Source organism: Pseudomonas sp. TSRC2-2, from assembly GCF_049897785.1.
In the GTDB taxonomy this organism is placed as follows: domain Bacteria; phylum Pseudomonadota; class Gammaproteobacteria; order Pseudomonadales; family Pseudomonadaceae; genus Aquipseudomonas.
The window spans coordinates 350,500-375,294 of record NZ_JAFCWZ010000006.1 but is presented as its reverse complement, the minus strand read 5'-3'; the positions used below and the strand labels follow the sequence as shown (position 1 = coordinate 375,294).

The window sequence follows — 24,795 nt, the reverse complement described above, 5'->3', positions numbered from 1 at the left end:
GATATGACGACTGCCAGTAGAGTCACAGCAGCAGCCACCCTGTTGTTTTATACCTATTCCTGTTTTTTACCAGCTTGGGCGGATAATATTGCTGCATCGGCATCTGCTGGTAATGCTGCTGCTCAAGAAGCCATGTCAGCGTGGAGCCCTCCTTCGGTTTCAGGAACCGCTATCAGTTACGGATCCGGTAGTGATAAGCAAAGTATTAATATTTCAGAATTGTTCCCGGGGGCTGGCAAGAATGACGGTGCCTCTGACCTGTCTAATTTATACGGGGATGACAAGGCTACTTTGAGTGCTGGTTCGAAGGCGAATACAACACTCAATAGCGAAAACTCCATGAGCGGTGATGCTTACCGTCTTCTTAAAAATACAGCTGGAACAACCCGGCCAGACCTGAGCAATGATCCACTTTGGACCAATAGCGATAAAGTTATCGATAATCAGGATGTATTTAATAAAGAGTTTTCTGACTGTAAGCAGATTACCGACACTAAAAAAACGACTACCACAAAGCATGTCTCAGACCTGAAAACATGTGAGCGTGTTACCGACAAGTCTGGTACGTTTGCGCTGAAACACGATTATTTTACCGGTGTTATTAAATACACATCTGGCCCTACCAATTTTCAGACCTGCGGAGAAGGGTGTGTTGATATCTGGTTGGGTCAGGTTGGAGATAACTATTGGAATGGTAGCTGTACTGTATATGAAAACAAAATGGAATTTGAAGTAGTTAATCCTGATGCAATCACCGATGCTAAATTGGTATATGCGAAATGGGACGACTACATGCAGGTTTGGGTCGGGAAGACAAAAGTCTGGTCCGGGCCAAATGAGAATTTCCCGCCTGAAACTCCAGGAGCTTGCGAGCTCAATACTTCTTGGCAAACAGCGCCCAATGTGGATATGACCTCTGTTTTAAAAACAAAGGGTGTGCTTCCATTTAAAATTCGAGCCTCCGTCACTGGTAAAGGTGAAGCATATGCGAAGTTACGAGTGCTCTATGATCCAAAAAAAGTGATCAGTGATGAAAAATGGTACCCGCAAGAAGCATTAGACGCGATTACATCCGTTAATGACGGTGCTTGTGAGGGTAACTACGTTTGCACCAAGATGCCTCCTATGACCGAGGACGGTTGTTCTGTAATCAACGGAATCAAAGTTTGCGAGAGCAACTTTGCTGCCTCCCCTGTGCAGGGTATTTCGCCCCTGTGTCAGGAGGTTTCTGTCGAGACTCAGTGTGATTTCTATAAGGGGCCAATGGACTGCTATACCGATGCGCAAGGGCAGCAACAGTGCCCCGTGAACTCTGATAAGACATGCTCTGTAACGCATAACCTTAAGGTAATTGAGATTCCTTTTGCGGCCAAAGTCGCCGTCGAAGACAAAGCTGGAGCGAATGAAACCAACCGCGTGAAGGTTGATTTTCTCGCTGGCACCTTTACCAATACATCGGGTTCATCGCGGTCCGATAGCTCTCTTGATAAGGTGAATTACGACTATATTTGCAAGGCGGGGGCTAATGGTAAGCCGATGCCGCAGAAAATAGCGGTGTCGTCCATTGGGGTTTGGACTGGTCATAAGTACGCTCCTAATACACTTACCGCTGATTCGGTAAATATTGTTCAGATGCCCAGTTGCCAAAACGGTTTGCAAATGATCGCTGATATAAAAGATACGGGCAGTGGGAACCCGGGCTGGTTCTATGCGCATGATTTCCGTCTCAAAGTGGTCCGTATCAACGCGGAGACCTACGGTCCTCAGTTTTGCATCGACGCTGCCAACAAAATTCAGAAAGGACAGTGTTCCGAGGGTGGCACCGTGTCTGTCAGTAAGGGCGTGACCTCAGGTTGTCTGCCACTAAACGGGACTCAGGTTTGTCCTGGAGATGAGATATATAACGCGATGCTGCCTGCGCCGGTTGCTGGCGTCGATAAGCTGGCGTTGGCGATGAAAGTTGAAGGTGGATGTGTAAACGGGGGCCTAAATCTCAACTCTTGTCAGAAGTTTGAGAAGGACAAGTCATGCGGGTTCATCTCTCAGAAGTGTGTAGCCGGTGCCACCGGTGCTTCTGGCCAGTGTTACGTGAAAGAGGAGGTATGGGATTGCGGTTATGAAGTCGAAGTGCCATCCACTGAGACGAGCAGCTCCTACCAATGTGACGGGCCTGTTCGATGCCTCGGGACTGAATGCTTTAACCCTGTTGATGAAAAGTCTACGGATTTTGCCTACGCCGCGGTGGCTCTACAGATCGCCCAGTTTGCCGAGCATGATCTTGATTGCGGGAAAGACCCGACGGATACGACATCGGATAAATCCTGCAAGGTTTGGAAAGGCGAGGCCATGGAATGCAAGAAGGCTGTAGGGGGGTGGGTCGATTGTTGCGAGGCTCCAGACGGTGTCTCGCTCATGGATTACGTCACGCTTGTCTACACGTCCATCCAGTTGAGTGAGAAGGTCGGTATTATCGATGCGGCACCTACCCTGGAAAGTGCGTGGGCTTTCAGCAAAACATTGATCTCCAGTGGCTGGGATGCGGCCTGGAGTGCCGCAGGCGCTACTAACGCAGCGGTTACGGAAGTAGCTCAGCTTGGTGTGATCAGTGCTTTTAAGCAGCAAATGATGAACTACGTTGCAAACTGGACTGCCCAAACATTCGGACCTGCCGCAGCGAATATGATTTTCGCGAGTGGATTCGCTGCCAATGGCGCGAGTGATGTGGCGTACGCTTCAACTGATGCTGCGACAGGAGCGGTCACGCCGGCAGCGAATGCGACTTGGGCATCGGGGCTAGCCTCCGTGGTATCGGTGGTGATGATCGCGTACATGGTCTACCAGATCGCCAACATTCTGGTGAATATCATCTGGGAGTGCGAGGAAAAGGAGTTCGAGCTCGGAGCTAAGAAGGAAACCAAGGTTTGCCATTTTGTTGGCAGTTATTGCGCGTCCAAGTCACCTCTTGGCTGTATTGAGAAGCGTGAAGCCTATTGCTGCTTCAACTCGCCCTTGGGGCGGATCATTCAAGAGCAAGCTCGGCCGCAACTCGGTATGAAATGGGGGGAGGCAGAGAATCCCACTTGCGAAGGTTTGGCTGTTGAGGATCTCAGCCGCCTGGACTGGAGCAAGATAGATATTTCCGAGTGGATAGGTTTGCTTCAAGTAACCAACAACTACCCCACAATCGATAAGTCGACGTTGGATAAGCTGACTGGCAAAGGTACCGCGCTCAGCATCGGCGGTGACCGGGAGAACACTCTGATACGCAATCAGTCCCGGTTGGAGGATAAGGACTTCTCGGGAACCCGCAAGGAAGCTGAGGATAAGGTGCGGAAAAATCTGAATTAATACGCAATAGAAAAGGGCGCCAGATGGCGCCCTTTGTACATGGCGTCGGCCTTAAGCGGCTTTTTCTTCTTCCTCGATGGCTTCTTTCGTTCGTTGGTCGACATCGGTTTCTTCAGCCGCTTCGCCCAAGGATTGCGCGATCGATTCTGCATAGGGCTCTTTCTTGGCTTTGTTCCGCGCTTCGCTGGCCATGTTCTGCAGCTTGCGGATCACCTTCATGACCTGGCGCATGCGCTCGTTGGCCACAAGGCTGTTCTTGTCCGACGGCAGCAGGCAAAGCAGCCATGCGGTCTGAGCCTGAATCAGCATTTGGTCGAAGGCTTGAATGATTTGCGCAAACCGCATGATCGCCGGCGTGGACACGGTGAAGGTATAGGACTGGGCGTTGTCATAGCGGGCGGTAATGCCCTCTTGGCCGGCCGCGTTGATCATGTGAGAGTAACGATCGCGTTCTTTGTTGATCTCGGTTTCCAGGTTGATCAACATCGTTTCCACGGCGGTGATCACTGCGTTGTAGTCGAACGCTTTGTTCGACTGAGCCATTGCGCGCGCCACCACGTCAACGGTAAAGAGGGCGCGTGCCGCACCTTCAAAGCAGCGTCGATGTACGCGCTGAGCTTGCTCGGTATGGAGAGTGTAAGTGGACTCAAGGGTTGCGCTGGAGTACCTGCCTTGCGGCTTGAAGTCGTGTCCGTTGGCCATTGCATGGCTCCTATGGGTTGGGGAGCCTCAACGATATTCTCATGATGCTTTTTAGTTGGTTGAATCTGACCCGATGTTAGGGTCAGAAGTTACCAGGGCCGCTTTACACCTTACAGAAGGGCAGTTATGCTCAAGCCTAATCTTCACCCAAGCATGTTGCTTGAGTGTAGTCCCACCAGGTCTTACCTGTTGGGGTTGTGTGAAGCTGGGCACCAAACCTAGCACTCAATCGATCACGATTCGCGGTCGTGATTTTACCCAGAGGGGCTTTCTGTCCCTTTGGGGTGGAGGCTCCTCATTTTTTGCTGGAGGCCTCCATGAAATCTGCAATCCTGTCTACTGTCCTTTCCGCTCTCGCGCGGTTATTGATGGTCCTGTCTGCTGACACCGCACATGCTTACAACTCCTATGCCGGCCATCTAATGGTTGATACGGAGGTGAGCAAATGAACAACCTTCCTATCGTGTTGCTCATTCTCGCTGTGGTTGTTGGGTACCTCTACTTCTCTCGTTCCAAGAAGGTTGTTCCTCGCCAGGATCCAAAGCTTGGTAACGAGAAGGTTGATGATCTGCATGTGTCGCCTAATCAGGCCGCTCATGCGAAAGCAGCAAAAGCTTCGCTCGGTCTTAGCGCCAATGATTGCCTCGCTCTGCGTGGCGCCACTCGCACTAACCGGCTTCCGAAATCGATCGATTATTCGACCTACGACGAGCCGACCTTCCAGCGTCGCAAAATCCAGCTCAGCTTCTGAGCTGATGGACTACTCACTCTTTGAGTGAGTAGTGCTGCAAGGGCCACCCTTCCAGGTGGTCCACCAAAGTTCTCGCTTTGAGTGCTTTGGTGGACCACCTGGCGAGGAGCCCTCCATGCAATACCCAGTTCAAGCGTTCTATCTTATGGAACTACAAGAGTTGCTCCTTGGCGGTGAATCGGTACGTGTACCGGACAACATCGCGAGTACGGTGACTCCTGAGGTTATGGACATTCGCTACGTCAAGCGATGGGCCGTGTATAACCACATTCTTCCCGAGACCGCGGAAATCGGGATCACGATGTAAATCCCTTCGATAGCGGGGGGGAGTTCGCTCCCCCTTGAAGCTTCTTTTCTGTGGCCTTGCATCAAGCCCATTGAAAAGATTCTTCTCCACCTTCTACCTGGATTCCTGTTGGTCATTGTTGACCTTCGGATGCAGAAGCTGGACTGCTTATCCCAGCATTAAAATCAATCCCCTAAGGGCCACTCATACCCGCAGGGGCGTGCGCCCCGATTCTATGTGGAGTAACAACATGGCGCGTGGCGTAAACAAAGTAATCCTCGTTGGCACCTGTGGCCAAGATCCTGAGGTCCGCTATTTGCCTAACGGAAATGCGGTCACCAATCTAAGCCTCGCTACCAGCGAGCAGTGGACAGATAAGCAGTCGGGCCAGAAGGTAGAACGTACCGAATGGCACCGTGTCTCGATGTTCGGCAAGATTGCTGAAATTGCCGGCGAGTACCTTCGTAAGGGTTCGCAGGTATACATCGAGGGAAAGTTACAGACACGCGAGTGGGAGAAGGACGGTATCAAGCGGTATTCGACTGAGATCGTCGTTGACACTCAGGGCACCATGCAGTTGCTCGGTGGTCGCCCTCAAAACCAAGATGGCTCGCAGGGTGTCGGTGGCGGTAATACTGCCTCACGCCATCAGGCAGCGAGGCCTTAGTCTTTAGCGCAACAAGGGTCGAAGCCTGGAGCATTATCGGACTTTGACGTTTTCGCTTGAGGTTTTGCCTCTAGTGAAACACTGCAGATTCAACTCAAGCAATTCATCCCGCGCGGGGCGCAAATCCCGTTCGGGGTTTGCCTCCGCCTCTCAACCTGGAGGTAACACATGGCTGGCAAACAAATTTCTCAACAGCGACCACCCGTGAAGCCTGAACAGATCAATGATCTGGTTAGAAGCACGGAGCAGGACTTCTCGAACATTGTGAGTGCGATGAATAGTCGTATGAACTTTGCCCAGGAAGCACTCTACGCCTACCAAGCAATGCTCGGTAATTCTTACTTGGCATCGGTCGCAATGAACAACAAGGCAAGCTTTGCGTTGGCGATGCAGCAAATTGCATCGTCGGGGCTTACGCTGAATCCGGCGATGGGGCTGGCATATTTGGTGCCCCGTGAGGGCAAGGTGATCGCCGACATCTCCTACCGGGGATTGATGAAGATCGCTACCGATAGCCGGGCAGTCGATCTTGTTGTGGCCTGCTCGGTCTATAGTCGTGACACCTTCAGCTTCAACGGTGCCAATGACGAGCCAATCCACATCTACGATCCATTTCTGGCGAAGCATGATCGGGGCGAGTTCCGTGGCGTTTACGTCAAAGCGTATTTGTCCATCGGTAAGCTTCTTGTTCACCCGGTCAGTGCTGAAGACGTTTATGCCGCCCGGCAGTTGTCTTCTGCTTGGACGAACTCGGACCCCACGAAGAAAAAGGGTCCTTGGGATACTCACTTCGACTCAATGGCTATCAAGACGGGAATCAAGATTGCCCGGAAGTATTGGCCAATGACCAGTCCCGCCCTCGATAACGTTATCTCTTACCTCAACGAGGAAGGTGGTGAGGGTTTCGTGGGTGGTGCAGTCACGCTCGAAACTGCGTCGAGGGAGATGCATGGTCCATCGTCTGCAACTCAGACCAATGTCGTTAACCTGCATGAGGGGTTTGTTTACGACACTGATCCTAATCCAAGTGGTCATCCTCAGGCAGAAGCCTCACCAGTTGGTGATTCGCGTCATTCCCAAATGGATCAGCCTCGAAATCAAGGGCCGATTCGTACTGAGGGTGAAGTTGGCGTCGGATCAGGGCCACGCGATGTTAACGAGACGCTTATCCGTCGTATCGATCAAGTGCATGACCGCTCGATGCGTACAGGTGCCTGGCAGAGCGCATTCGACTGGGCAGCCGCCCAACTGAAGGGCGATTTGCTGGTGCGAGCAAATGAGAAGTTCCGTAAGGGACAATCTGAGTACCTCGCAAAACAGAAGGTACCTGCGTGATGTCAGTACTCAACCCTAAAGGGGGCCTTGCCCCTTTTGGGGCTGGGTTCCTCCACTTATGGAGGCACGATGAACGTTATTAATTTGCGCCAAAGGAGCCCGCAGTGGCACACCTGGCGAAACGAAGGGATCTCTGCAACATCTACCGCTGTGATCTTGGGACATCATCCAGAGAAAACACGGTGGCGGTTGTGGGCTGAAATGACCGGGAGGGTTGCCTCCATCGACATTTCGATGATCCCCCAAGTTCGCTTGGCAATCATGCTGGAGCCTCATGCGATCGCTTGGTACCAGGATCGGTTTGACACGGTCTTGCTTCCGCTCTGCGGTCAGTCAATAACCCACCCTGTGCTCAGAGCGAGTTTTGACGGCGTGGATCCGGAGAATCGCCCAGTCGAAGTGAAGGTTCTTTCAGACACGAACTTCGATGAGGTGAAAAATCTGGGAGAGCTCTCCTCGCACTACAAACTCTACTGGTGGCAAGTTCAGCACCAGATGGCTGTGTCGGGGGCAGAGAAGGGCTTTCTTCTGTTCTACCACACGCGGCATGTCCCAATTGTCTTCGAGATTCCTCGAAGCGATCTGGCTGTGAAGTTGATAATCAAAGCGGCGCTTGAATTCTGGGCGCTGGTTGTCACCGATACAGAGCCGGAAAAGGATCCTCTTCGCGACTTTTTCATCCCTGAGGGTGAGAAGCTGGCGGAGTGGGTTAAGCATGCGGCCGAGGCCAGGAGCATTGACCGTCGTGTCAGTGAACTCGAGGCCGAGCTGAAGCTGTTGAAGTCGCAGAAGGAAGGGGTTCAGAAAGGATTGGTTTCCCTTATGGGGGACCATATGCTGGCTGAAGCCGAGGGTGTTCGGATATGCCGTTACCAACAGGCCGGCAATGTGCGGTGGAAGGAGTTGTTTGCCAGCCTGCACCCGGATTATCCAGAGGATAAATTGCAGTCGTATCGCGCGCCGGTGACGGAACGATCCCGATTGACGATTGATCCTGATACCCCGCTTTCAGACGCGGCGCTGGCGCATCTTTTCGAGGCCGAGACTGTTGACCTGGAAGGTGGTGTTCAGGCATTTTGCTATTAGGAATTGGGGGCCATTTGGCCCTCATTTTCTCCCTCAAGAAACCTGTGGTAAGCACGTCCTTACCAGAGTTTTCTGAATTTGTTCCTTCGCCATGTGGCCTGGGAGCGATAACGCAGCTGTTCGTTCTAACAGCAAATCACAAACCCCCTGGGGCATCCATTCCCCAGCAGGGGAGTGGTGCCTCTCTTTTCTGGAGTTGCACCATGAATTTTCAAAACATCATCCCAATGAGCTCGTTCGGCGTAGTCGGCAATGAAGCGCAAGTTATGGCTCCTGGCTTCCCAGCTGATCATGAACTGATGGAGCTCGTTCCATCGATCAACCCTCACTACTTCTTCCGCACCATCCTGCGGTTGCCAGTAATGAACTTTCTCTACTCCCATGGTGGCGATTTTCTGTCCCTTGTGGGTCCGACTGGCGCCGGTAAAACATCTATCCTCGAGCAAATTGCGGCGCGTCTTCGTTGGCCCTTCCGCAAAGTAAACGCTCACTCAAGGATGGAAATGCCTGAGCTGGTTGGTTCGACCTCACTCGAATGTGAACAAGCAACGGGTGATCAACGAACCTCTTTCCGCTACGGTCCGTTGGCCCTAGCAATGAAGGAGGGGGCAATTTTTGTTTTGGACGAGGCGGATGTACTCGATCCAGCGGTGTTTGCAGGTCTTAATGCGGTGCTGGAAGGTGGCCCGTTAGTTCTTGCAGAAAACGGTGGTGAGATCATTTACCCGCATCCAAACTTCCGTATGGTCATCACGAGCAACACTCGTGGTCAGGGCGATGACACTGGTCTCCACGGCGGCACCATGGCGCAGAACCTTGCGACCTGGGACCGTTGCCGGATGATCGAAGTACCATACATGAGCAAAGCGGAGGAGCTTCAGATCCTCTCTTCGACAATGCCAAAAGTGGATGTCGCCATTCTCGAGAAGATGATCGATATCGCCAACGATGTGCGTAAGCAATTCGTTGGCAACCCTGAAATGGAGTTGAAGCCAGGCCAGCCTGGGCTGACGATCACGTTTTCGACGCGCTCGCTGCTGCGTTGGGCTCGGATCGCTTCAACCTACAATGCTAACGCATCTGCAAAAGCAGTCTTCCCATCACCAATGGGCCAGGCTCTTCGCGAAGCGCTTACCAACCGTGCCGACAAAGCGATGCGTGTGGTTGTTCACACCTTTGCCAAGGACGGATTCGGTGCCGCTTGGGGTGCTGATCCTGTTCTGCAGGCGGCATAAATCATGGGCATTTTCTTCTCGTGTGCAGTCGATTCAGCACAACGGGAGCCTATCCGACTGGCACTACAGGATCTTGATCCTGTAGCTGCCAGCCTGGGGCTGTCATCGTCGCTGAAATCCCTCGGTGATTTGCTTGAAGGCTCTCTCGCTTCTGGCGAGCTGAAACCTGATGAAGACCTGGAAAAGATACTTCTGCTGTCGGCAGTCGCTGTCAATCTTGGGCCGATAAACAATGGTGGTCAGCTACTCAGCTTGGCCACCGCCGGCGGTGAATCCATTGCGTTGACGAGTGCTAAAGAATGCGATGCGTTTCTGATGCGGTTGTTGAACGTTGATCAGTACAATCATGGTGTTCTGATCTTGATTGCCCTGGGTGTACTGCCGAAACCCTTGGACCTTTCTTCCTTCGCTAATGCTTTTGAAGGCGAGTCTGTGTTCTGTCTATAGCCCTTGCGGGGCTCGTCCCGCAAGGGGCGAGCTCCGATCGTAATTCGGAGTTAGAACCATGAATTTGTCACCTGCGATCTGTAAGGCCGTCGAGTTGTGCACCGGCCACTTGCGCAAGGAGGATGTACAGCTTCTTGAAACAATCGCGGCTGAACATCGAGGGCGCTTCAGTGAGTCTGCTGAATTCGTCCCAGTCGTCTTCGATACCCGTCATGGGTTTTTGATTGCGATCGGTGAGCTCACGGTCAACGCTATTGTTGCTCGAGGTGCATCGTCCGAGTTCAAGTCTTTGCTTGAATGGTGCCTTGCACCTTCTCAGGGAATCCTCTATCTGGCTTTCGACGCTGATGCTGAGCAGATAGATGATTTACCAATGTTTGATTGGTAAGAAAGCGGGGGCCTCTGGCTCCCGCCTTCGAGCCTGCTTTGCTATAGTCCGGCTATAGCAAAACAGGTTCTCAGCGTTGCTCATGCGAGCAACCTGCGTTAGTGACAGCTACTCACTCAAATCCGCAGCATTCTTAATTAAACCCATTGGGGGCGACCTTCCCCATTTGGGGCAGACCGCCTCCACTTCCCGGAGGTGCGTCATGCAAAATTCTAATCTCGTTCAAGAAACTCAAATTCTCAGCAAGCTTTTGCTGGTGGATTTGAACGTCAGTATCTGGTCCGGCCGCAAGAAATTGCGCGCTGAGGACCTGGGTGTAGATCTCAATCTGCCCCCATCGGAACTGGCATCATTGGGTAGCAAGCGAATTACCGATCCTGATGAGATCAAGGAATTCGATCGGCTGAAGCGGCGCGCAATTCGCCTGCTTGAAACCAACGGTGTTCGCTTCATGGGGGGCTACGGTCTTCCAAATGATGTTGCGCCGGCGGTTGCAGCTGAGCTGCAGGATATCCAGCGGTTGTTCACCCAGCAGATTCAGATTTTCATTGGTAAGTACGATCAAATCTGTATTGACTGGATGAACAAATGGAACGGTAAACCTCAGTGGCGTAAAGCTATTGAGAATGCCATCACTCCTAAGGCTGTCGTACAACAACGACTGGGCTTTCGCTTCACTCTTTGCCGCGTGGTGCCCGATGCTTCGGATCCCACGCTCTCCAAGGGCTTGGAGCAAGAAGTTCAGGGGTTGTCGGGTCAGCTGTTTCGGGAAATTGCCGATGCAGCTGAGGATCTTCTGGATAACAGCTTTGTTGGAAAGGGCTCCGTCAGCCGTAAGGCTGTCAGTGCCATGCTCAAGATGCACAAGAAACTCAGCTCGCTGGCTTTCTTGAATCCGAAGGTACAGGACGTAGCCGATTACATGATGGCCGTTATCGGTAAGCTGCCAAAAAGTGGTCCCTACGAGGGTTCGCAATTTCAGGATCTGTTAGGCCTGATCATGAACCTTTCTGACGAGACCAAAATTCTCAAGATGGCTGAGGTTTTCTCGAAAACCTCCACCGATGTCCAGTCGACCCTTCAAGTGCAGGCTCCGCTCGTTATTGATACCTCTATTGCCGCCCCGGTCGTAGTCGGATCGACGGAACCACACCTAGTTGATGATGTGGAGACAGCGTTTGACTTGGCGGGTGAAAGCCTACTGGCAAGCGATGTTGCGGTTGATGGTGGCCACACCGCACCTAGCGTCACGATCGATGAGTTGATGACTGGTACCACCCTTGAGGGTGATATGAGCATTGGCGAGTTGTCGGCACTGGCTGAGCAAATCCAAGCCAGCGCTTTTCAATCGGTACCCGTTGTTGAAACAAGCGCTTTACCTGCGGCCCACATTGTGGCGCCTGTGGTCGAGTTGCAAAGTGGCGCTATCGAGTTCTGCATGTAAATCCAACCCCTCGGGGGCACACCTGCCCCCTATGGGGGCGGTGTGTCTCCACTACCTGGAGGCAACACCATGAATAATTCTCTTCAAACAGCACTCCCGATTATCGCTCGCTACTACTGCGATGATCTGGGAGTGACCGTTGTCTGGGGCGGAAGCCAAGCTTGTACCAGGAACAACGTCATCTACCTCCCAATGATTGAGGCGTCGCCTACCATGCTGAATGTGGCCCTGGGCTACACGGCGCATGAGTCTGCACACATCAAATACACGGATTCGACGGTGTACGACAAAGCAGGACTCGAACCACCGTTTATTGGGAAATTTTTAAACCTTCTCGAGGATATTCGAATCGAGAAACGCATGATGACTGACCATTACTCCACTATTCACCCCTTAGCTGTGACGGCTCAAGAGGTGCTTGGGGGCGAAAGTGATCTGTCAGGCATGACTGAGGCGGTACTGCTTCACGACGGTTGCTTGCTCGTTGGGCGCGCAAAATTGCTCAACCAACCGCTCCAGCGTGAAGCGGATAACCTTATCTTCAAGATGAGGGAGGTTTTCGGTCCTGGCCGTAGTACCAAGATTTTTGGATTGCTCAACCAGGTCACTGACCTTCCGGACACTGAAGCTGTTTATCAACTGACCCACCGCATCTTGGATGTTCTTGATGAGGACGAGCCGGAAGACGACCAGAGTCAGCAGCAGAACCAACCGTCGCCGAATTCTGGTCAGGGGTCGAACCCACCGGATCAAAGCGGACAACCCCAGAGCCAACCTGGTGATGGGACGGACGATGGATCTGCCACTGATGAATTAGGCGGTACCGATGATCCAAACGCAAAAGCTGATGGTTCATCCGGAAGTGCTGGCGATCCTGGCAGCGATCCTTCTGGACCTGATGATGCACAAACAGCCGGCGCTTCTGCCGGTCAAGGTGCAGCTGGGAAACTGAAGCAGAAGATTCTTTCTGCAACGGATGCAGACCTCGATGATGCTAAGTCCGATATCGGCGGGGAGGCTGCAAAAATGATAGGCCAAGCTGTTGACCATTCAAGTCCTACACCTGCCTCGGTAGTGAAGGATGCAGTGGGCTCTAGCATCCAAGGGGGAATCGTCGTTCAAAATGGCCAGCTTGCCTCCATGGGGCTGCGCCAGGTTCTCAATGGACTGATTCAGGGGTGTCGCGACGCACGCGTAAGTCTGCGTCGCACGGGCAGCAAAATCGATTCCTCGCGCTTAGCGCGGGTTCGGGTTGGGGAAAACCGGATATTCCGGCAACAAGAACCCGTGCAGCGCACGAATGCGGCAATCGAAATTCTGCTCGATGGATCTGCGTCGATGGATTCCCGCGACAAGGGCAAAACAAAAGCTCCGCTTCAAATTGCCGAGGAAGCCACCGTTGCAATCCTAACCGCTTTGGAGGGGATTGCTGGCGTGACGACCGGTGCGATGGTTTTTCCACGCAACGGTGGGCATGGCACAGCGGTTGGCATATTGAAACGGCACGATCAGCGTCTTGTTGGCGCTATTCAAGAAGGACGATTTGGCCTGAAAGCAACCGGCAGTACGCCTTTGGCAAATGCCATATGGCCGGCTGCTGGAGATCTACTGAGGGCCAAAGGCGAGCGGAAAGTAATGTTCGTTATAACTGATGGCGACCCCGACAACGCTGACCAAGCTAAAGCCATGGTGGATCGTTGCAGGGATTCTGGAATCGATGTGTTCGCAGTCGCTTTTGGGACGGCCAACACAGTGAAGCTTCAGGACGTCTTTGGTAAAGACAAGTGGCAATTTCTGAGTGATCTCGGCGAATTGCGCGCTGCTTTAAATGGCCTGGTTCAACAGGTTCTGACACAAGCACAAGCCGCGTAAGCGGATTCAACCCAAAGGGGGTATTTCACCCCTTTGGGGTGGCGTACCTCCTCCTATCCGGAGGTATACCAATGCAATTAGCCATGTTGTTCGGAGAGCAGTCTCAGTCCGAACTCCCCGACAGCCTCGTTAAGAAAGTTCGTCGCGCACGTCGCCAGCAAGGGGCCAGTGCGGTAGACGTTCAGCAGTTCTCAATCTTTGACCTTCTGGCGCTGCCAGAGGAAGAGTTGGGACCGGTTGAATGGACGGATGACGATATCGATGTGCTCAGGGAAAAACTGCTGTTTGAGGCGTGCAGTATCTTTCTGGACAAGCGCGCAGCACTCGGCACTCGGAAAGATCGTTGGGCATGGATCATGAGCGATGTGATTTCACCATTCTCGTTTAAGGTCTGCATCAGCGCTGCTGGTGTCGACTGCGACAAGTTTCGTGAAAGTTTGGTTGATCTTTGCCGCCGGGAAGGGGTGATTGATCAACTACAAATCGCAGCATAAACAACACCTCCCTCAGGAATGGGGGAGGGCATTTGAAAGCAAATATTCAGGCCATTTGGCCTGTGGTACCTGTTGATCAACGACTACTAAACCGCTGGGGCGGTACCTCCCCAACGGGTGGTGCTTCCCCTGAAAAATTGGAGGCACCATGCGCTATAACACACAACCTAAAGTTGAGTTTCCAGGGGTAGAACTATTCCCTTACCGGGCGTCGGAGCATCTCCGTTCACGAGATGAGTACCAACAATTGGCGGCAACCTTGCGGCAATTTGAGCAGGGGCGCCGGGGAGAGTTTCTCGAACGGCTGAAACTGTTCAAGGCGGTAGGAGAGGAGTCCATACGATCTTTTCCTGCAACGCCGGTTGAGCAACTGTGCAACTACGAGATGCCGCCGGCGCCACGCGTTCTGGTGCACTCGCCTGGAGCGTATATGACGCATGCAAGCCATCACGTGGTTGATGATGCGCCGTTGGCATCCATTGATGATTACGCGGACTACAGCGAACTCTCTGAGGGCATTCCTGAGCATTTGTTAGATCCTGGTCATTTGGAGCCCTCTCTAGAGGAGGTTCCGCCTGGTGACTACAGTGATACGCCCATGGGCGCTATCGCTCGTCACGTTTTGCCGGCCGATGTTTTGGCTGACGACAACCAGGTTGATTGGTCGGGCGCCAAGGAGGGAGTCGTTTCCCAATTCGGTCACTACCACTACAAGTTCAACAAGAACGAGTCGATGTCGTACTTGGTTCGTCTTGGCCGAAATGAGTACGTCTGGGGCATTGACCTGGAGCGTGTGGTGAACCTGCGGAGCATTCAGAAGGGGGATCATGTCCAGCTGAAATGCATTGGAAAGCAACCTGTCGAGGTCGAGGTGCGTGTCAAACAACCCGATGAAACGTACAAGGTCGAAAAGCGGACCGTGAAACGTAACACCTGGGTAGCACGCATTATTGCTCGTGGGTCTGCACAAGCGAAGTAGTAACAAAGCTCAATCAGGGTCGACGTAATGGCGGCCCTGGCTGAGTCTTCAAACCAAAGGGATTGTGCCCTCTCGTTTGAAGATTCTTTGTGCCGGGATGATCTGGCGCACTGAAGCTGAATGTTCAGCACTCAACACCCTGTGGGGTTTCATACCCCACTTCGGGGTATGGCTTCACATCGAAACGGAGATGTCCATGCCCAACTTAGAAATGCTGCAGTCGGTTTTTACGCAGGCTGCTGCCTTGGGAGTTCTGATTCCCAATGATCTTAAAAATTTGCCCGACGTCCTCAAAGAATTCGTCTCTGTTGCCGTCGATCTCGTCACATCAGCTGAAAACACGGGTTGCTGTGATGAGCTGACGGTTGTTGACGCTGTGAAGGTGGCAGCGCTTTCAAAGGTGGTGAATTCATTTCGTGATCAAATCTGCGAGCTCAATCAGCCGTCGATTGAAGTCTCACTTTCGATCTTCGATCGCCATGGTGAGCCCTATGCTAGTCGTGCGGTGAATCTGGCTGCTGCAGGCGTTTCAGATGTCGTTGACCATGCCGCGCAGGCAGTGCTTTTGCACCGTGCAGGCAAGAACATGGGCTCTGTAATGGACGAGCTTGAATCGGCCTTGGTCGTCTACGACGTGATTCCGGATGAGGGTGATTGGCCCCTATCCGGCAGCACTGCCAACGTGAGGATCGAGCTTGAGTCGATTGATATCGTGACAGGGCCTGTCTATGGCGGGGCTACTGCCGCAAGCGGTAAGCGTGCATTGGTGGATCGGAGCATGCTTTCCGGTGCAGCTGTACACCACATGTGTGTTTCCTACCCGGGTGGTGGCAACTTCGGTATTCCGCCGGAAGCTACCCGAGATGGCGCGGAGAGTTTGATTCGTGAGCTGGGCATGGTTCCAATGAACCTGGTCGTGGAAACACTGGCGCTGGGTCCCGACAAACTCCCAGAGTTCAGTCTGACGGTCAGTTTGCCGGGGAATGCGGTTCTGATCGGGGAAATCAGCGATGTAGTGAAATACGTCGCCGAGCACTGGGATCTGCGATTCCGATCCCTACACCCAGCGGAGCAGAGTGAGCTCGTGGATCGCATGGTCCGTACGGTGTGTGCTGACCGCTAAGGTCATGTTCGCATCGTTACACACAGTTCCACCGACGTTTTAACAAACCCTCGCGGGGTTCAGTCCCGCTTGGGGCTGGCCCTGTTAATTTCAGGAGTCAGAAAATGAAATTGAAAATCACCGATATCTCTCAGATTAAGTTTGCCCAACGTCTTCGATTCAACGGCGTATGGGTGCACGACGTCTGGGTTGACGGTCAGTATTTCCAGATTGAAATTGGCGACGATTCATTCAAGGGCCGGCGAGAGTTCTTCAGCGGGATGTCCGATGTTGAGTTTGAGCGGGATGTTGTTGGTCGTCTCAACACCGTGACCATGATGGATCGCTCAGCTCCTCCTGAACCATTGGTGACTGCGTTCAATCAATGGCGAAAGGAAGTGCACGCCGAACGCGTAGAGCGCCTACGCAGCCAACCAGAGCGCTACGGCACGATAAGCGAGGGTGATCCTTGCATACAACCGTATCCGGACGTGGTTGCGGCTCGTTACGAGCTTGGTCAGGGTTGGGTGAAAACGATCCTCGTGGTGCAGTCTGCGGCCTGATTTCAGGTCCAAATCAATCTCACAACCTTGAGGAGCATCACGCATGTGGTGCACCTCGTGGCATAGGAGGACCTATGAAATCTGGAACCAACTCGCCTCACACGATCAAGTTCGCGGGGCAGCTATCGGTCTTTGAGAGCCCTCATTCGGGCAATGTACTGCTCGTCGACCGCGCTGAGTACAACCGCTATAACCGTCTGGTTTGGGTGGCTCTACTTCCTGAAGATCCAGTTGCGCTGGAGGCAATAGCCCTTTACCGGGCCAAATAGCTCTAGCTTCAACATTTCGGTACCAACCATCCTTGGTCAAGCCAGGGATGGGCTTTATCAGATCACATCCAAGAGGGATGCCTGTCGAATGTGATTTCCCTATCCAGCATGTGCTGGAGAGGAAAACAGCTGCACTTGCAGCACTGGCCTCGGCCTTTCTAACCCCTGCGGGCACCACCCCCGTTTGGGGATGGGTCCGTACTCACGAAGATGACCCATGACTTTAATTGACCACCACGGTACGCAACCTTCCCGGGCACGTGTTTCGTGGCGCCTGTCTTATCAAGGTAAGCACGAATATGACTGCTCATTCTTGGGCTGTGAGTTTCGCGTCTCAGTCCGCGTTGCCAGAGAGCGCTATCCGGATTTCTGCAACATGAGTGAGGTCGAGTTTGAGCGGTGGGAAAACGGTCAATCCGGCTATGTGACCCACAGTGATCCATCAAAACTCACGGCTGAGTTCGTGGCCACGTTCAATCGATTGCGCTTCGAGGAGTGGCAGCAGCAGGTGCTAATCATGCTGAGGCAACCCGAGAAGTACGCTGACTACACGCCCAGGCATTTCCCTGTGTACGTCGGCGCGTCCTACGACAAGTCAGAAGGCTGGGTTCGGATGCATGCTTTCGAGGAAATTCGGTCTCTGGCCGAGATTCCAGAGCACATTGCAATCGACCCAACTGTTTTTCACTAAAACCCACCGCCGGGCCAATGTCCCCGCGGTGGGGCATGGTCCGGCTCCAACCTGGAGATACGCCATGAATGCAAACCAAGCACTGATCGTTGTTCAACGCCTGCTCATCAATGCAGGGTCTCGGTTGAAGCTGCGATTGGTTTCTCACGCAGGAGCGGATTACTGGAGTTTTTCTGTTGTTGGCCGAGGCCGAATGGGCAAGAAAGTCATAGTGCCCTTCATCCAGGTCACCGACGGCTTCAGAATTCTGGGGATCCTGGACCAGACGGGCCGAAACGCTCATTGGCTTTTCAATGGCCAGGCTGGAGAAGGTTGCCGGCAGATTGCCCACTATGGTGATCAAGGCCGTACCGTTGTATACCACTCGAGGCAATATTTGACCGAGTGGTATGGAAAGAGCGTAGGGGGCGCAGGTCTTTCCATCGCGTGCCAGGAGATCATTGCCTGCGCGCCCGATCGGGAAACGCTGGTCCTTCGGGATCTTGAGTATGAACGTGACGACCAGCGAATTGAGTTGCCGTCCACGAGCCAGGCCGATGTCGTGCATCAATGCTTGGATGGGAAAATTGTTTCAGTCCAGGTCGAGCACTACGAAAGGCTGATTAAAGAGTTCGGCGTCGCAGTCCGTTTTGGCAGTGGGGAATACCGCGGCCAACTGATGTCGATCGATACGTTTAAGGTTCTGCTTGCCGGCCAATTCATGGCCGCGTGAGGTTCGATCTTTCCCGTGAAGGAGCGAGTTGGAACAATAAGAGAAATCATGGAGCCGGGGCGCTAAAACGCCCCGGTTGCATGCTGTGCTTTGCCCAGGCAAAATCCAGTTCAGTTACCCAGTTGCTTGTGCAACTAGGTAAAAATGAAGCTGGTATCCCAGCATTTCTCTCAACTCCGGCGGTACTCGTTCGCTAGGAGTCAAAAGCTCGTTACCCATGGTGCGAACTCGATGATTTTCAGCCAGCTGACTTTTGCGTTCGTGGTCGAGAACACCTCGTCGCGGTTGAACATCAGCAGCTGACCATTCAAAAACTCAACCTGCGGGGGTGTGTTCCCTGCGGGAGCATGGTCCCGCTCAATCTGGAGATGACCATGAATTGCAAAACCACCCAGAAATACATTTTCATCTTTGTCAGCAGCTACCGTGGGACGCATTCCTATGAAGCCAAGTTGATCGAGAACGGAATTGTTGGCCAGACAATACGGCTCTCATGCCGAGTAGCAACTAATTCGTACGAACAGCCTTGCACGCTTTCTCGTGAGGAGAGGGTAAAACAGGTCAACGGAAAAGTTGGGATGTTAGCACCTACCCATCAGAAATGCTGACCGATGAGCTCGTGGCCACCTTTAACCGATGGTTGTTTGATGAGTGGGAGCGAGACTTAGCCAAGATCATCGGCAGCCCTGAGGTTTACGGCACTGATGTTCCGAGCCTCTGTCCTGTCTTTGTGGGCGGGAGGTACGACGCTGCAACCGGCTGGTGCGCCCTGCAGGCGTTCGATGATCTGGTGAAGCTTGCCGGCCTGCCGGCAGAGCGCTGCTGGAATCCTCGACTTCAAGGCGTAACCCGGGAAATGGTGACTGTCGCCTAATAACTGGTTTTTTTTACGAAGGCCCAGGCCTTTAGAAAAGAATCTTTCCATTCTTCGAAGGCCTTGAGGTCTTCGAGAAAACAAGCTGGTCACGCCAGCACAACTCAACCCATAGCGGGGCTTCATGACCCCGCATTGGGGTCATGGCTTCGCATTTAACCGGAGCTCCATGATGAAAGTTTTTGCATTTTTTCAAAGCGTTGATAATGAGTTCTACACCGTTTTCGTAACGAATAAAGCTCACTCCGATCAGCGTTGGCTGACTGCCGTTTCACCAAACACCAACAACTTGTTTGAAGGTTTCAGGCTTGCACTGGAGAAGTTTGAGGCGGGTCAGCGCGAGCTTGTCAGCTTGGATAGTGTTCACGTTTCGTTGTTAGGTGAGGTTGTCGATGGCGATGTTGCCATTGGTCAGCATCGTATGTTCCTTGTGTCAGCCGATGAGCAGTATTGGCTGGCCAACAAAAAAGGGCAGTTGGCGAAACTGAGTGACCTTGAGTCCACACTGCAGTCCTACCTTGGGACCGCTACTTGTGTTCTCAGCCCGGTCAGCGATGAACACATCGGGGCCGTAGTCACGAATTACTCGCCAATTGAAAATCTGCGACCTCAGGTATTGGTGGTCATGGAGGATGGAAACCCGGTAGGTGTTCAGCTTTTCGGGCTCCCAGCTTCAACAGCGGTCTCTGTTCTGAATGTGATCCACCCAGATGATGTTCATAGCTTGAGAGACGAATACCTTGGTGATCTTGTCTTTGAACACGGCGAGGTCAAAAAGAATGTTCGGAATGTCACCCCCGCGGTGCAGAACCTGAACACTTTTTCGCAGCTTGCTAAATTGATTTAACCCACTCGGGGCCATGTCCCGATGGGGCGTGCCCCGTACCCCATCCTGGAGTACGACATGACTACAACATCCAAGCTTCAAATCAATCTTGATTGCATGTTCATTGGAAGTCACACGGAGGTGGTTTTGGTCCCGGCCGATCTCACCCTTGCAGAAACGCATGACATCATGGACCTGCGGTTTGGAACGGTTAAAGTCGGCGAATATGTCATCGATACCGAGAACGGATCTAAATACAACTCGTACACCGAATGGGTTGGTGACGATGAAAAGCACACGCTTGAAATCGTGAGAGATCCAAACGGGCGAATGAAAATACTCAAGCAAGAGACCGTTGTTTCTGAACCGGCCATGGCGCCGGTGGCCAGCGACGGGCTTGTGTTCATCCAACAGGATGAAGACTTGCACACCATCATTGCAGCCCTGCGGTACTGGCAGCAGATGGGCATGTGTGACCCCTTCAAGCGGTCGGATGAAATGCACTCCTTGTGTACAAACAACGATGAGCTTCAGTCTTACTGTGACGACGACGTCGACGACCTGGTCATGAGGCTGAACGTCGAGATGGACCCCAAGAGCTTCTTGGAGGAAATCAAGGCTATCGTTTGATTGTGAGGTGCCGGCCCATATGGGTCGGCCATCCTCAGAATGCTTTTGAGTGACACTGTTCAAGACTCAGTCACAAGCATTCTTTGGCCTCTCATGTGAGTAGCCAAGATACCCAGCTGGTGGTCACCAGCACTCAAACTTAAAACCCACCTGGGGGCATTCATCCCCAGTGGGGGTGGTGCTTCCAATCACTTGGAGTTCCACCATGACTACAGTAATCAACACAACGATTGGCGAGGCAAAGGGCGGTGTAGCGCGACTCTGGCTTGAAGGCCAGAAACTCGTTCATGCCGGCGTAAAGGTTGGTGCTAAGTACCTGCTTCGAAGCAATGAAGCATCCAAGCGCCTCGAGTTGGTACCGGTCTCCGGCGAGACGATGGAAGCGGGTTCCTTCACTGTTTCTAAACGTGAACGCAACGGTGTCGTCACGCCTCTGTTGGAGGTGCGCACCGATTTGCTAAAGAAGTTCTTTGAAGGCTGCGAGAAGGTTCGTGTTGCCATTCGAAGTGGTCGCATTGTCGTAACTGCTCTGCAGATCGACCTCAAGATCAAGGAGCGTGTAGAGCGTATTAAACGCAAGCTCACTGAGAAGGTGGCGCTGGCGAAGGGCTCGCTTTATCACGGGAGCGGCATCATTGATAAAGCGCTGCACTCAGGCCTGTTGGTCGCGGGTGTTGCGTCTTTCATACAAGTCGGCGTTGAGGTCGATTCCAATTATCTGGATGCATCCCTAAGGAACAATCCGGAGCTTTGGACTGAAGAATCAATCGCGATCAACACCGACATTCGTGACCTCACCTTGTCGGGCGACGTACCGCAATTAGATTGCGTAGTTGCCGGGATCCCCTGCACCGGGGCCAGCCGCTCGGGCCGTTCGAAGAACAAGATACAGAATGCGGAGGAGCATTCCTCGGCAGGTACCTTGTTCATCGACTTTCTGGACTTCGTAAAGGCCTCTAACCCTGCGATCTGCATCATCGAAAACGTGCCTGAATATTTGGACTCGGTTTCGATGACCGTCATTCGCAGTGTTCTGACATCGTTGGGATATGTGCTACATGAGACGGTGTTCAGGGGGGCTGATTTCGGAGTGCTAGAAGACCGGAAGCGGATGGTGGTTGTAGCGATCACAAAAGGCTTGGGAGAGGGCTTTACTTTTCCGACGGCCACTGACGTTAAGCCAGTGAAAGTCGGCGATATCCTCGAGCAAATACCTGAAGACTCACCTCGGTGGAAAAGCTACGAGTATCTCGCGGCAAAGGAGGAGCGAGATATTGCGGCTGGCAAGGGTTTCAAGCGTCAGTTGGTCACAGCAGACAGCACCTCGGTTGGGACTGTCGGGCGGGGCTATTTTAAAGGACGGAGCACAGAGCCATTTCTGCTACATCCTGACCCGTCCAAGTCAGAGCTCAGCAGGTTGTTTACCGCTACCGAGCACGCACGTTTGAAGGGGATTCCGCCATCTATGGTGGATGGGTTGTCAGAAACGATTGCCCATGAGGTCCTCGGCCAATCGGTCGTGTATCCCGTGTTTCAGGCGGTTGGTGAGGCACTGGGTATGGCATTGACTAACCAGGTCATCAATCCTGTTTACACAGCTCTCCAGGAGGACGGGATCGACAGCTACTGCATGCAGATCTGTGGGGGCGGAATGTGTGGAATCGGTCCGGTATGTCATATGTGAATCGATGCCACCACCCACCTTCCACCGAAGTACATCATTGGGCAGCAGACCGAGCTTGCGATGTCGGTGTAGGCAAGGCGTCAAAAACTTTCCCCAATGGCGGCATGCCTCTTGGGGAGGGGTTTGGTGTTTCAGTCTGGATGGTTATCGGCACTGGGAGACCGTAGGTCTCGTTTGAACGGATAACGCTGTAATTATTGAGCAACCCTGGCGGGCAGGTTCCCCGTCAGGGGCACGTGTTCGCCTCGACCTGAGGTGCCATGTGATGAATGTAATTTGCCAGGCCGCGCGGATGATGGGGAATCGTAAAATCGTGCGAAAGGGGACTGCAAAGACCTCCGAATGCACGATTTTTCTGTGGGAGCTCGATGACGGAAATTCACTTGAGCTTCTGCGCAATGAGGCACCCACGGCGACTGCGCACTTTGTCAGTGTCAGGGAGAGGACGGAAAGGTTTAACGACCTGCTCCAGTACTACGAACGGCACGCCAAAGTCTTCAGTCCCGACCGCTATCTTGCGGCGTAACACAGCGACTCTTCGATCGTCCCCAACCCGGGGCGGTCGAAGTTCTCGCGCTACCAGGTAGGATAAATTTGTCGTATATTCAACGTGCATCTCCACCGGATGCTTCGTAATACAGCTGACCCTTCAGCACCTCTTTTTGACTCCCCCCCGTTTCTCGACTGCTTTCCCAAGCTATGTTTGCGAAAGCAATTGATTCTTCACCCCCCTGATGTCAGGTGGTGAGATGCCCAGTTGGTGGTTTACCAGCAATCACAATCCCTAAAGGGGCTTCTTGCCCCTGCCGGGGAGAGAGCCTCCTTCATCTCTGGAGGCACCACTATGTTTATCGAAACAGCCGAGAACCCAAACGTTTTTCAATTGCTCGGAGAGACCGTCACGGCCGATGAAATCATTGAAGCCGCGAACGAAATCATCAACAAGCGATTTGCAAAGGGTGCGCGCTTTGACAGTCCGGATCGAGCACGGCACTTCTTCAAGCTCAAGCTTGGCGAGAAAGACCGGGAGGTGTTTGGCGTAGCCTACTTGGATGCCCAAAACCGGCTTATCGCGTTTGAAGAGCTGTTTGCCGGCGGCAATCAGCATGTAACGGTCCATCCTGGTGTGGTCGCCAAGCGCGCACTCCAGCACAGTGCGCCAAGGGTGATTTTGGCGCATAACCACCCCAGCGGTGATTGCAATCCATCACCTGAGGACCTCTCCATGACGACGTCTCTTAAGCAGGCTTTGATGCTTGTCGAGGTGACGCTCGTAGACCACATTATCGTTGGCAAGCAGTGCTACAGCCTGTGCGACAACGGTCAGATCTGAATCCTACCCATCGGGCGTATCACATCCCGGTAGGGTTGTGGTGCGCCACCTCAACGGAGTCGTACCATGAAATTTAATTCTTCAGTTGTTAGCTATCCGGACCGTGGTCATTGGGGCGATAGCCGCTACCGCGGTAACTGCACAGGCGCGATCGTACGGGATTTCTTTGGGACGTATCACACCCGAAAGGATGGTCTTGCGTTTGACCCCAGTATCGGTGGCGGAACCTCTGTCGACGTCGCAAACGAGCTTGGTATCCGGTTCAAGGGCACTGACTTGCACCAAGGCACCAACCTATTGCTGGACGACATGCGGACCTTCCTTGGTGAAGAGGCTCACACCTGTTGGTGGCATGCACCCTATGCTTCGATGCTGGTCTACAGCGGGGAGGTCTGGGGGGAGCCAAACAAATGGGACATGAGTCGAATGGCCCTGGCCGAGTTCACGGAGGCTCTCGAACTTTCCATCATGAACATTCATGACGCCGTCGAAAAAAACGGGCACTACGGAATCCTCATGGGCAATCTCCGTCGGCAAGGTCAGTACTTTAATTTGTCATCGCTTGTTGAACGAGTGGCACCGGGTCGGCTTGTAGATGAAATTATCAAGATCCAGCACAACTGCGTCTCTGATCGTCGGGAGTATCGAGGCAATATCGTCAAAATTGCCCACGAGAAGCTGTTGGTTTTCAAGAAGAACAAGGACTCTCTGTTCTTTCTTGCGCAGGTCGACAAGCGTGCTGCGTCATGGGTTGGGACTACTTGGCGAGCCGCGATACGTCGCATCCTTCAAGGTGGCAAGGTCCTACATCTCAAAGAGATCAACCAGCTGATAGCGCCGTACGCAGGTACACGTTCAAATCAGCACTGGGAGGCAAAAGTTCGCCAGGTCGTCCAGGACGCGCGCTTTTTTGAGCGTGTTTCGGCTGGTACCTACCGGCTAGCTGCCTGATTACTCTCGCACCGCCTTGGGAAGTCCTGGGGCGGTGTAGAGACCGCTTTGGCAAGAGCATTGCTCAAGCGGTTTCACTCGAACCAATGTTGGTTCGATTTGAAAGCAGCTGCACTACTGCAGCAT

26 protein-coding genes and 1 pseudogene are annotated in these 24,795 nt (G+C 53.0%); 25 read left to right on the top strand and 2 right to left on the bottom strand.

The features are described from left to right. Nucleotides 1-3: 3 nt before the first annotated feature. A complete protein-coding gene (traN, locus tag ACP7D9_RS15025; protein ID WP_426158251.1) occupies nt 4-3,348 on the top strand; it encodes a conjugal transfer protein TraN in 3,345 nt (1,114 codons plus the stop codon). A 51-nt stretch (nt 3,349-3,399) separates the two neighbouring features. Here traN and ACP7D9_RS15020 read toward each other — a convergent pair whose 3' ends face one another. Beyond that, nucleotides 3,400-4,050 (bottom strand): hypothetical protein, encoded by a 651-nt coding sequence (locus ACP7D9_RS15020; protein WP_426158249.1) that lies wholly within the window; start codon nt 4,048-4,050, stop codon nt 3,400-3,402. A gap of 445 nt (nt 4,051-4,495) precedes the next feature. On the opposite strand from ACP7D9_RS15020, the gene ACP7D9_RS15015 reads away from it, so the two are divergent. The 17 genes and pseudogenes from ACP7D9_RS15015 to ACP7D9_RS14935 all read left to right on the top strand — a co-directional run bounded on the left by ACP7D9_RS15015 (nt 4,496) and on the right by ACP7D9_RS14935 (nt 18,371). Beyond that, complete coding sequence (locus ACP7D9_RS15015; protein ID WP_426158247.1) at nt 4,496-4,801, top strand: hypothetical protein; 306 nt, start codon at nt 4,496-4,498, stop codon at nt 4,799-4,801. A gap of 115 nt (nt 4,802-4,916) precedes the next feature. Then, complete coding sequence (locus ACP7D9_RS15010) at nt 4,917-5,108, top strand: hypothetical protein (protein WP_426158245.1); 192 nt, start codon at nt 4,917-4,919, stop codon at nt 5,106-5,108. 229 nt (nt 5,109-5,337) lie between these two features. After that, a pseudogene (locus ACP7D9_RS15005) lies at nt 5,338-5,751 on the top strand (single-stranded DNA-binding protein); the annotation flags it as partial. 171 nt (nt 5,752-5,922) lie between these two features. Continuing rightward, nucleotides 5,923-7,089 (top strand): recombinase RecT, encoded by a 1,167-nt coding sequence (locus tag ACP7D9_RS15000; RefSeq protein ID WP_426158243.1) that lies wholly within the window; start codon nt 5,923-5,925, stop codon nt 7,087-7,089. Between the two features lie 69 nt (nt 7,090-7,158). Beyond that, nucleotides 7,159-8,175: a lambda-exonuclease family protein gene (locus tag ACP7D9_RS14995; protein ID WP_426158241.1), complete on the top strand. Its 1,017-nt coding sequence runs from the start codon at nt 7,159-7,161 to the stop codon at nt 8,173-8,175. 203 nt (nt 8,176-8,378) lie between these two features. Further along, the gene (locus tag ACP7D9_RS14990) at nt 8,379-9,410 is read left to right on the top strand and encodes an AAA family ATPase (protein WP_426158239.1); all 1,032 of its coding nucleotides are present in this window, start codon (nt 8,379-8,381) and stop codon (nt 9,408-9,410) included. Between the two features lie 3 nt (nt 9,411-9,413). Then, nucleotides 9,414-9,857 carry a hypothetical protein gene (locus ACP7D9_RS14985; protein WP_426158237.1) on the top strand — a complete coding sequence of 148 codons (444 nt, stop codon included), beginning with the start codon at nt 9,414-9,416 and terminating at the stop codon, nt 9,855-9,857. 58 nt (nt 9,858-9,915) lie between these two features. Beyond that, a complete protein-coding gene (locus ACP7D9_RS14980; protein ID WP_050682318.1) occupies nt 9,916-10,245 on the top strand; it encodes a hypothetical protein in 330 nt (109 codons plus the stop codon). A gap of 202 nt (nt 10,246-10,447) precedes the next feature. After that, nucleotides 10,448-11,689, top strand: a complete 1,242-nt coding sequence (locus tag ACP7D9_RS14975; protein ID WP_426158235.1) for a DUF3150 domain-containing protein — start codon at nt 10,448-10,450, stop codon at nt 11,687-11,689. Between the two features lie 69 nt (nt 11,690-11,758). Then, a complete protein-coding gene (locus tag ACP7D9_RS14970) occupies nt 11,759-13,561 on the top strand; it encodes a VWA domain-containing protein (protein ID WP_426158233.1) in 1,803 nt (600 codons plus the stop codon). Nucleotides 13,562-13,632: 71 nt separating this feature from the next. Next, on the top strand, nt 13,633-14,055 hold the full coding sequence (locus ACP7D9_RS14965; protein WP_426158231.1) for a hypothetical protein: 423 nt from the start codon (nt 13,633-13,635) through the stop codon (nt 14,053-14,055). 148 nt (nt 14,056-14,203) lie between these two features. After that, nucleotides 14,204-15,034 (top strand): hypothetical protein, encoded by an 831-nt coding sequence (locus tag ACP7D9_RS14960; protein ID WP_426158229.1) that lies wholly within the window; start codon nt 14,204-14,206, stop codon nt 15,032-15,034. Between the two features lie 196 nt (nt 15,035-15,230). Then, a complete protein-coding gene (locus ACP7D9_RS14955; protein ID WP_426158227.1) occupies nt 15,231-16,157 on the top strand; it encodes a hypothetical protein in 927 nt (308 codons plus the stop codon). Between the two features lie 104 nt (nt 16,158-16,261). After that, nucleotides 16,262-16,699 carry a hypothetical protein gene (locus ACP7D9_RS14950; protein ID WP_397480322.1) on the top strand — a complete coding sequence of 146 codons (438 nt, stop codon included), beginning with the start codon at nt 16,262-16,264 and terminating at the stop codon, nt 16,697-16,699. A gap of 74 nt (nt 16,700-16,773) precedes the next feature. Next, nucleotides 16,774-16,968 (top strand): hypothetical protein, encoded by a 195-nt coding sequence (locus ACP7D9_RS14945; RefSeq protein WP_200617279.1) that lies wholly within the window; start codon nt 16,774-16,776, stop codon nt 16,966-16,968. Nucleotides 16,969-17,185: 217 nt separating this feature from the next. Further along, nucleotides 17,186-17,659 (top strand): hypothetical protein, encoded by a 474-nt coding sequence (locus ACP7D9_RS14940; protein ID WP_426158224.1) that lies wholly within the window; start codon nt 17,186-17,188, stop codon nt 17,657-17,659. Between the two features lie 64 nt (nt 17,660-17,723). Next, nucleotides 17,724-18,371, top strand: a complete 648-nt coding sequence (locus tag ACP7D9_RS14935) for a hypothetical protein (protein ID WP_426158222.1) — start codon at nt 17,724-17,726, stop codon at nt 18,369-18,371. Between the two features lie 200 nt (nt 18,372-18,571). Here ACP7D9_RS14935 and ACP7D9_RS14930 read toward each other — a convergent pair whose 3' ends face one another. Then, nucleotides 18,572-18,808: a hypothetical protein gene (locus ACP7D9_RS14930; RefSeq protein ID WP_426158220.1), complete on the bottom strand. Its 237-nt coding sequence runs from the start codon at nt 18,806-18,808 to the stop codon at nt 18,572-18,574. A gap of 164 nt (nt 18,809-18,972) precedes the next feature. On the opposite strand from ACP7D9_RS14930, the gene ACP7D9_RS14925 reads away from it, so the two are divergent. The 7 genes from ACP7D9_RS14925 to ACP7D9_RS14895 all read left to right on the top strand — a co-directional run bounded on the left by ACP7D9_RS14925 (nt 18,973) and on the right by ACP7D9_RS14895 (nt 24,669). Beyond that, a complete protein-coding gene (locus ACP7D9_RS14925) occupies nt 18,973-19,245 on the top strand; it encodes a hypothetical protein (RefSeq protein WP_426158218.1) in 273 nt (90 codons plus the stop codon). Between the two features lie 172 nt (nt 19,246-19,417). Continuing rightward, nucleotides 19,418-20,092 (top strand): hypothetical protein, encoded by a 675-nt coding sequence (locus ACP7D9_RS14920; RefSeq protein WP_200617286.1) that lies wholly within the window; start codon nt 19,418-19,420, stop codon nt 20,090-20,092. Between the two features lie 57 nt (nt 20,093-20,149). Beyond that, entirely contained in the window at nt 20,150-20,701 is a 552-nt protein-coding gene (locus ACP7D9_RS14915; protein WP_426158216.1) for a hypothetical protein, read from the top strand. A 205-nt stretch (nt 20,702-20,906) separates the two neighbouring features. Continuing rightward, nucleotides 20,907-22,385: a DNA cytosine methyltransferase gene (locus ACP7D9_RS14910; protein ID WP_426158214.1), complete on the top strand. Its 1,479-nt coding sequence runs from the start codon at nt 20,907-20,909 to the stop codon at nt 22,383-22,385. Nucleotides 22,386-22,650: 265 nt separating this feature from the next. After that, nucleotides 22,651-22,911, top strand: a complete 261-nt coding sequence (locus tag ACP7D9_RS14905) for a hypothetical protein (RefSeq protein ID WP_042955674.1) — start codon at nt 22,651-22,653, stop codon at nt 22,909-22,911. Between the two features lie 318 nt (nt 22,912-23,229). Continuing rightward, nucleotides 23,230-23,718 (top strand): JAB domain-containing protein, encoded by a 489-nt coding sequence (locus tag ACP7D9_RS14900; RefSeq protein ID WP_426158212.1) that lies wholly within the window; start codon nt 23,230-23,232, stop codon nt 23,716-23,718. 66 nt (nt 23,719-23,784) lie between these two features. Beyond that, a complete protein-coding gene (locus ACP7D9_RS14895; RefSeq protein ID WP_426158210.1) occupies nt 23,785-24,669 on the top strand; it encodes a DNA adenine modification methylase in 885 nt (294 codons plus the stop codon). Nucleotides 24,670-24,795: the final 126 nt, after the last annotated feature.

Coding starts and splice junctions, on each gene's coding strand:
- ACP7D9_RS14930 (WP_426158220.1), bottom strand. CDS start 18,808: ATGCGTCCCACGGTAGCTGCTGACAAAGATGAAAATGTATTTCTGGGT.
- ACP7D9_RS14995 (WP_426158241.1), top strand. CDS start 7,159: ATGAACGTTATTAATTTGCGCCAAAGGAGCCCGCAGTGGCACACCTGG.
- ACP7D9_RS15000 (WP_426158243.1), top strand. CDS start 5,923: ATGGCTGGCAAACAAATTTCTCAACAGCGACCACCCGTGAAGCCTGAA.
- ACP7D9_RS14920 (WP_200617286.1), top strand. CDS start 19,418: ATGAAAGTTTTTGCATTTTTTCAAAGCGTTGATAATGAGTTCTACACC.
- ACP7D9_RS14990 (WP_426158239.1), top strand. CDS start 8,379: ATGAATTTTCAAAACATCATCCCAATGAGCTCGTTCGGCGTAGTCGGC.
- ACP7D9_RS14975 (WP_426158235.1), top strand. CDS start 10,448: ATGCAAAATTCTAATCTCGTTCAAGAAACTCAAATTCTCAGCAAGCTT.
- ACP7D9_RS14925 (WP_426158218.1), top strand. CDS start 18,973: ATGCTGACCGATGAGCTCGTGGCCACCTTTAACCGATGGTTGTTTGAT.
- traN (WP_426158251.1), top strand. CDS start 4: ATGACGACTGCCAGTAGAGTCACAGCAGCAGCCACCCTGTTGTTTTAT.
- ACP7D9_RS14910 (WP_426158214.1), top strand. CDS start 20,907: ATGACTACAGTAATCAACACAACGATTGGCGAGGCAAAGGGCGGTGTA.
- ACP7D9_RS15015 (WP_426158247.1), top strand. CDS start 4,496: ATGAACAACCTTCCTATCGTGTTGCTCATTCTCGCTGTGGTTGTTGGG.
- ACP7D9_RS14905 (WP_042955674.1), top strand. CDS start 22,651: ATGAATGTAATTTGCCAGGCCGCGCGGATGATGGGGAATCGTAAAATC.
- ACP7D9_RS14945 (WP_200617279.1), top strand. CDS start 16,774: ATGAAATCTGGAACCAACTCGCCTCACACGATCAAGTTCGCGGGGCAG.
- ACP7D9_RS15010 (WP_426158245.1), top strand. CDS start 4,917: ATGCAATACCCAGTTCAAGCGTTCTATCTTATGGAACTACAAGAGTTG.
- ACP7D9_RS14915 (WP_426158216.1), top strand. CDS start 20,150: ATGACTACAACATCCAAGCTTCAAATCAATCTTGATTGCATGTTCATT.
- ACP7D9_RS14965 (WP_426158231.1), top strand. CDS start 13,633: ATGCAATTAGCCATGTTGTTCGGAGAGCAGTCTCAGTCCGAACTCCCC.
- ACP7D9_RS14895 (WP_426158210.1), top strand. CDS start 23,785: ATGAAATTTAATTCTTCAGTTGTTAGCTATCCGGACCGTGGTCATTGG.
- ACP7D9_RS14935 (WP_426158222.1), top strand. CDS start 17,724: ATGAATGCAAACCAAGCACTGATCGTTGTTCAACGCCTGCTCATCAAT.
- ACP7D9_RS15020 (WP_426158249.1), bottom strand. CDS start 4,050: ATGGCCAACGGACACGACTTCAAGCCGCAAGGCAGGTACTCCAGCGCA.
- ACP7D9_RS14955 (WP_426158227.1), top strand. CDS start 15,231: ATGCCCAACTTAGAAATGCTGCAGTCGGTTTTTACGCAGGCTGCTGCC.
- ACP7D9_RS14980 (WP_050682318.1), top strand. CDS start 9,916: ATGAATTTGTCACCTGCGATCTGTAAGGCCGTCGAGTTGTGCACCGGC.
- ACP7D9_RS14985 (WP_426158237.1), top strand. CDS start 9,414: ATGGGCATTTTCTTCTCGTGTGCAGTCGATTCAGCACAACGGGAGCCT.
- ACP7D9_RS14950 (WP_397480322.1), top strand. CDS start 16,262: ATGAAATTGAAAATCACCGATATCTCTCAGATTAAGTTTGCCCAACGT.
- ACP7D9_RS14960 (WP_426158229.1), top strand. CDS start 14,204: ATGCGCTATAACACACAACCTAAAGTTGAGTTTCCAGGGGTAGAACTA.
- ACP7D9_RS14900 (WP_426158212.1), top strand. CDS start 23,230: ATGTTTATCGAAACAGCCGAGAACCCAAACGTTTTTCAATTGCTCGGA.
- ACP7D9_RS14940 (WP_426158224.1), top strand. CDS start 17,186: ATGACTTTAATTGACCACCACGGTACGCAACCTTCCCGGGCACGTGTT.
- ACP7D9_RS14970 (WP_426158233.1), top strand. CDS start 11,759: ATGAATAATTCTCTTCAAACAGCACTCCCGATTATCGCTCGCTACTAC.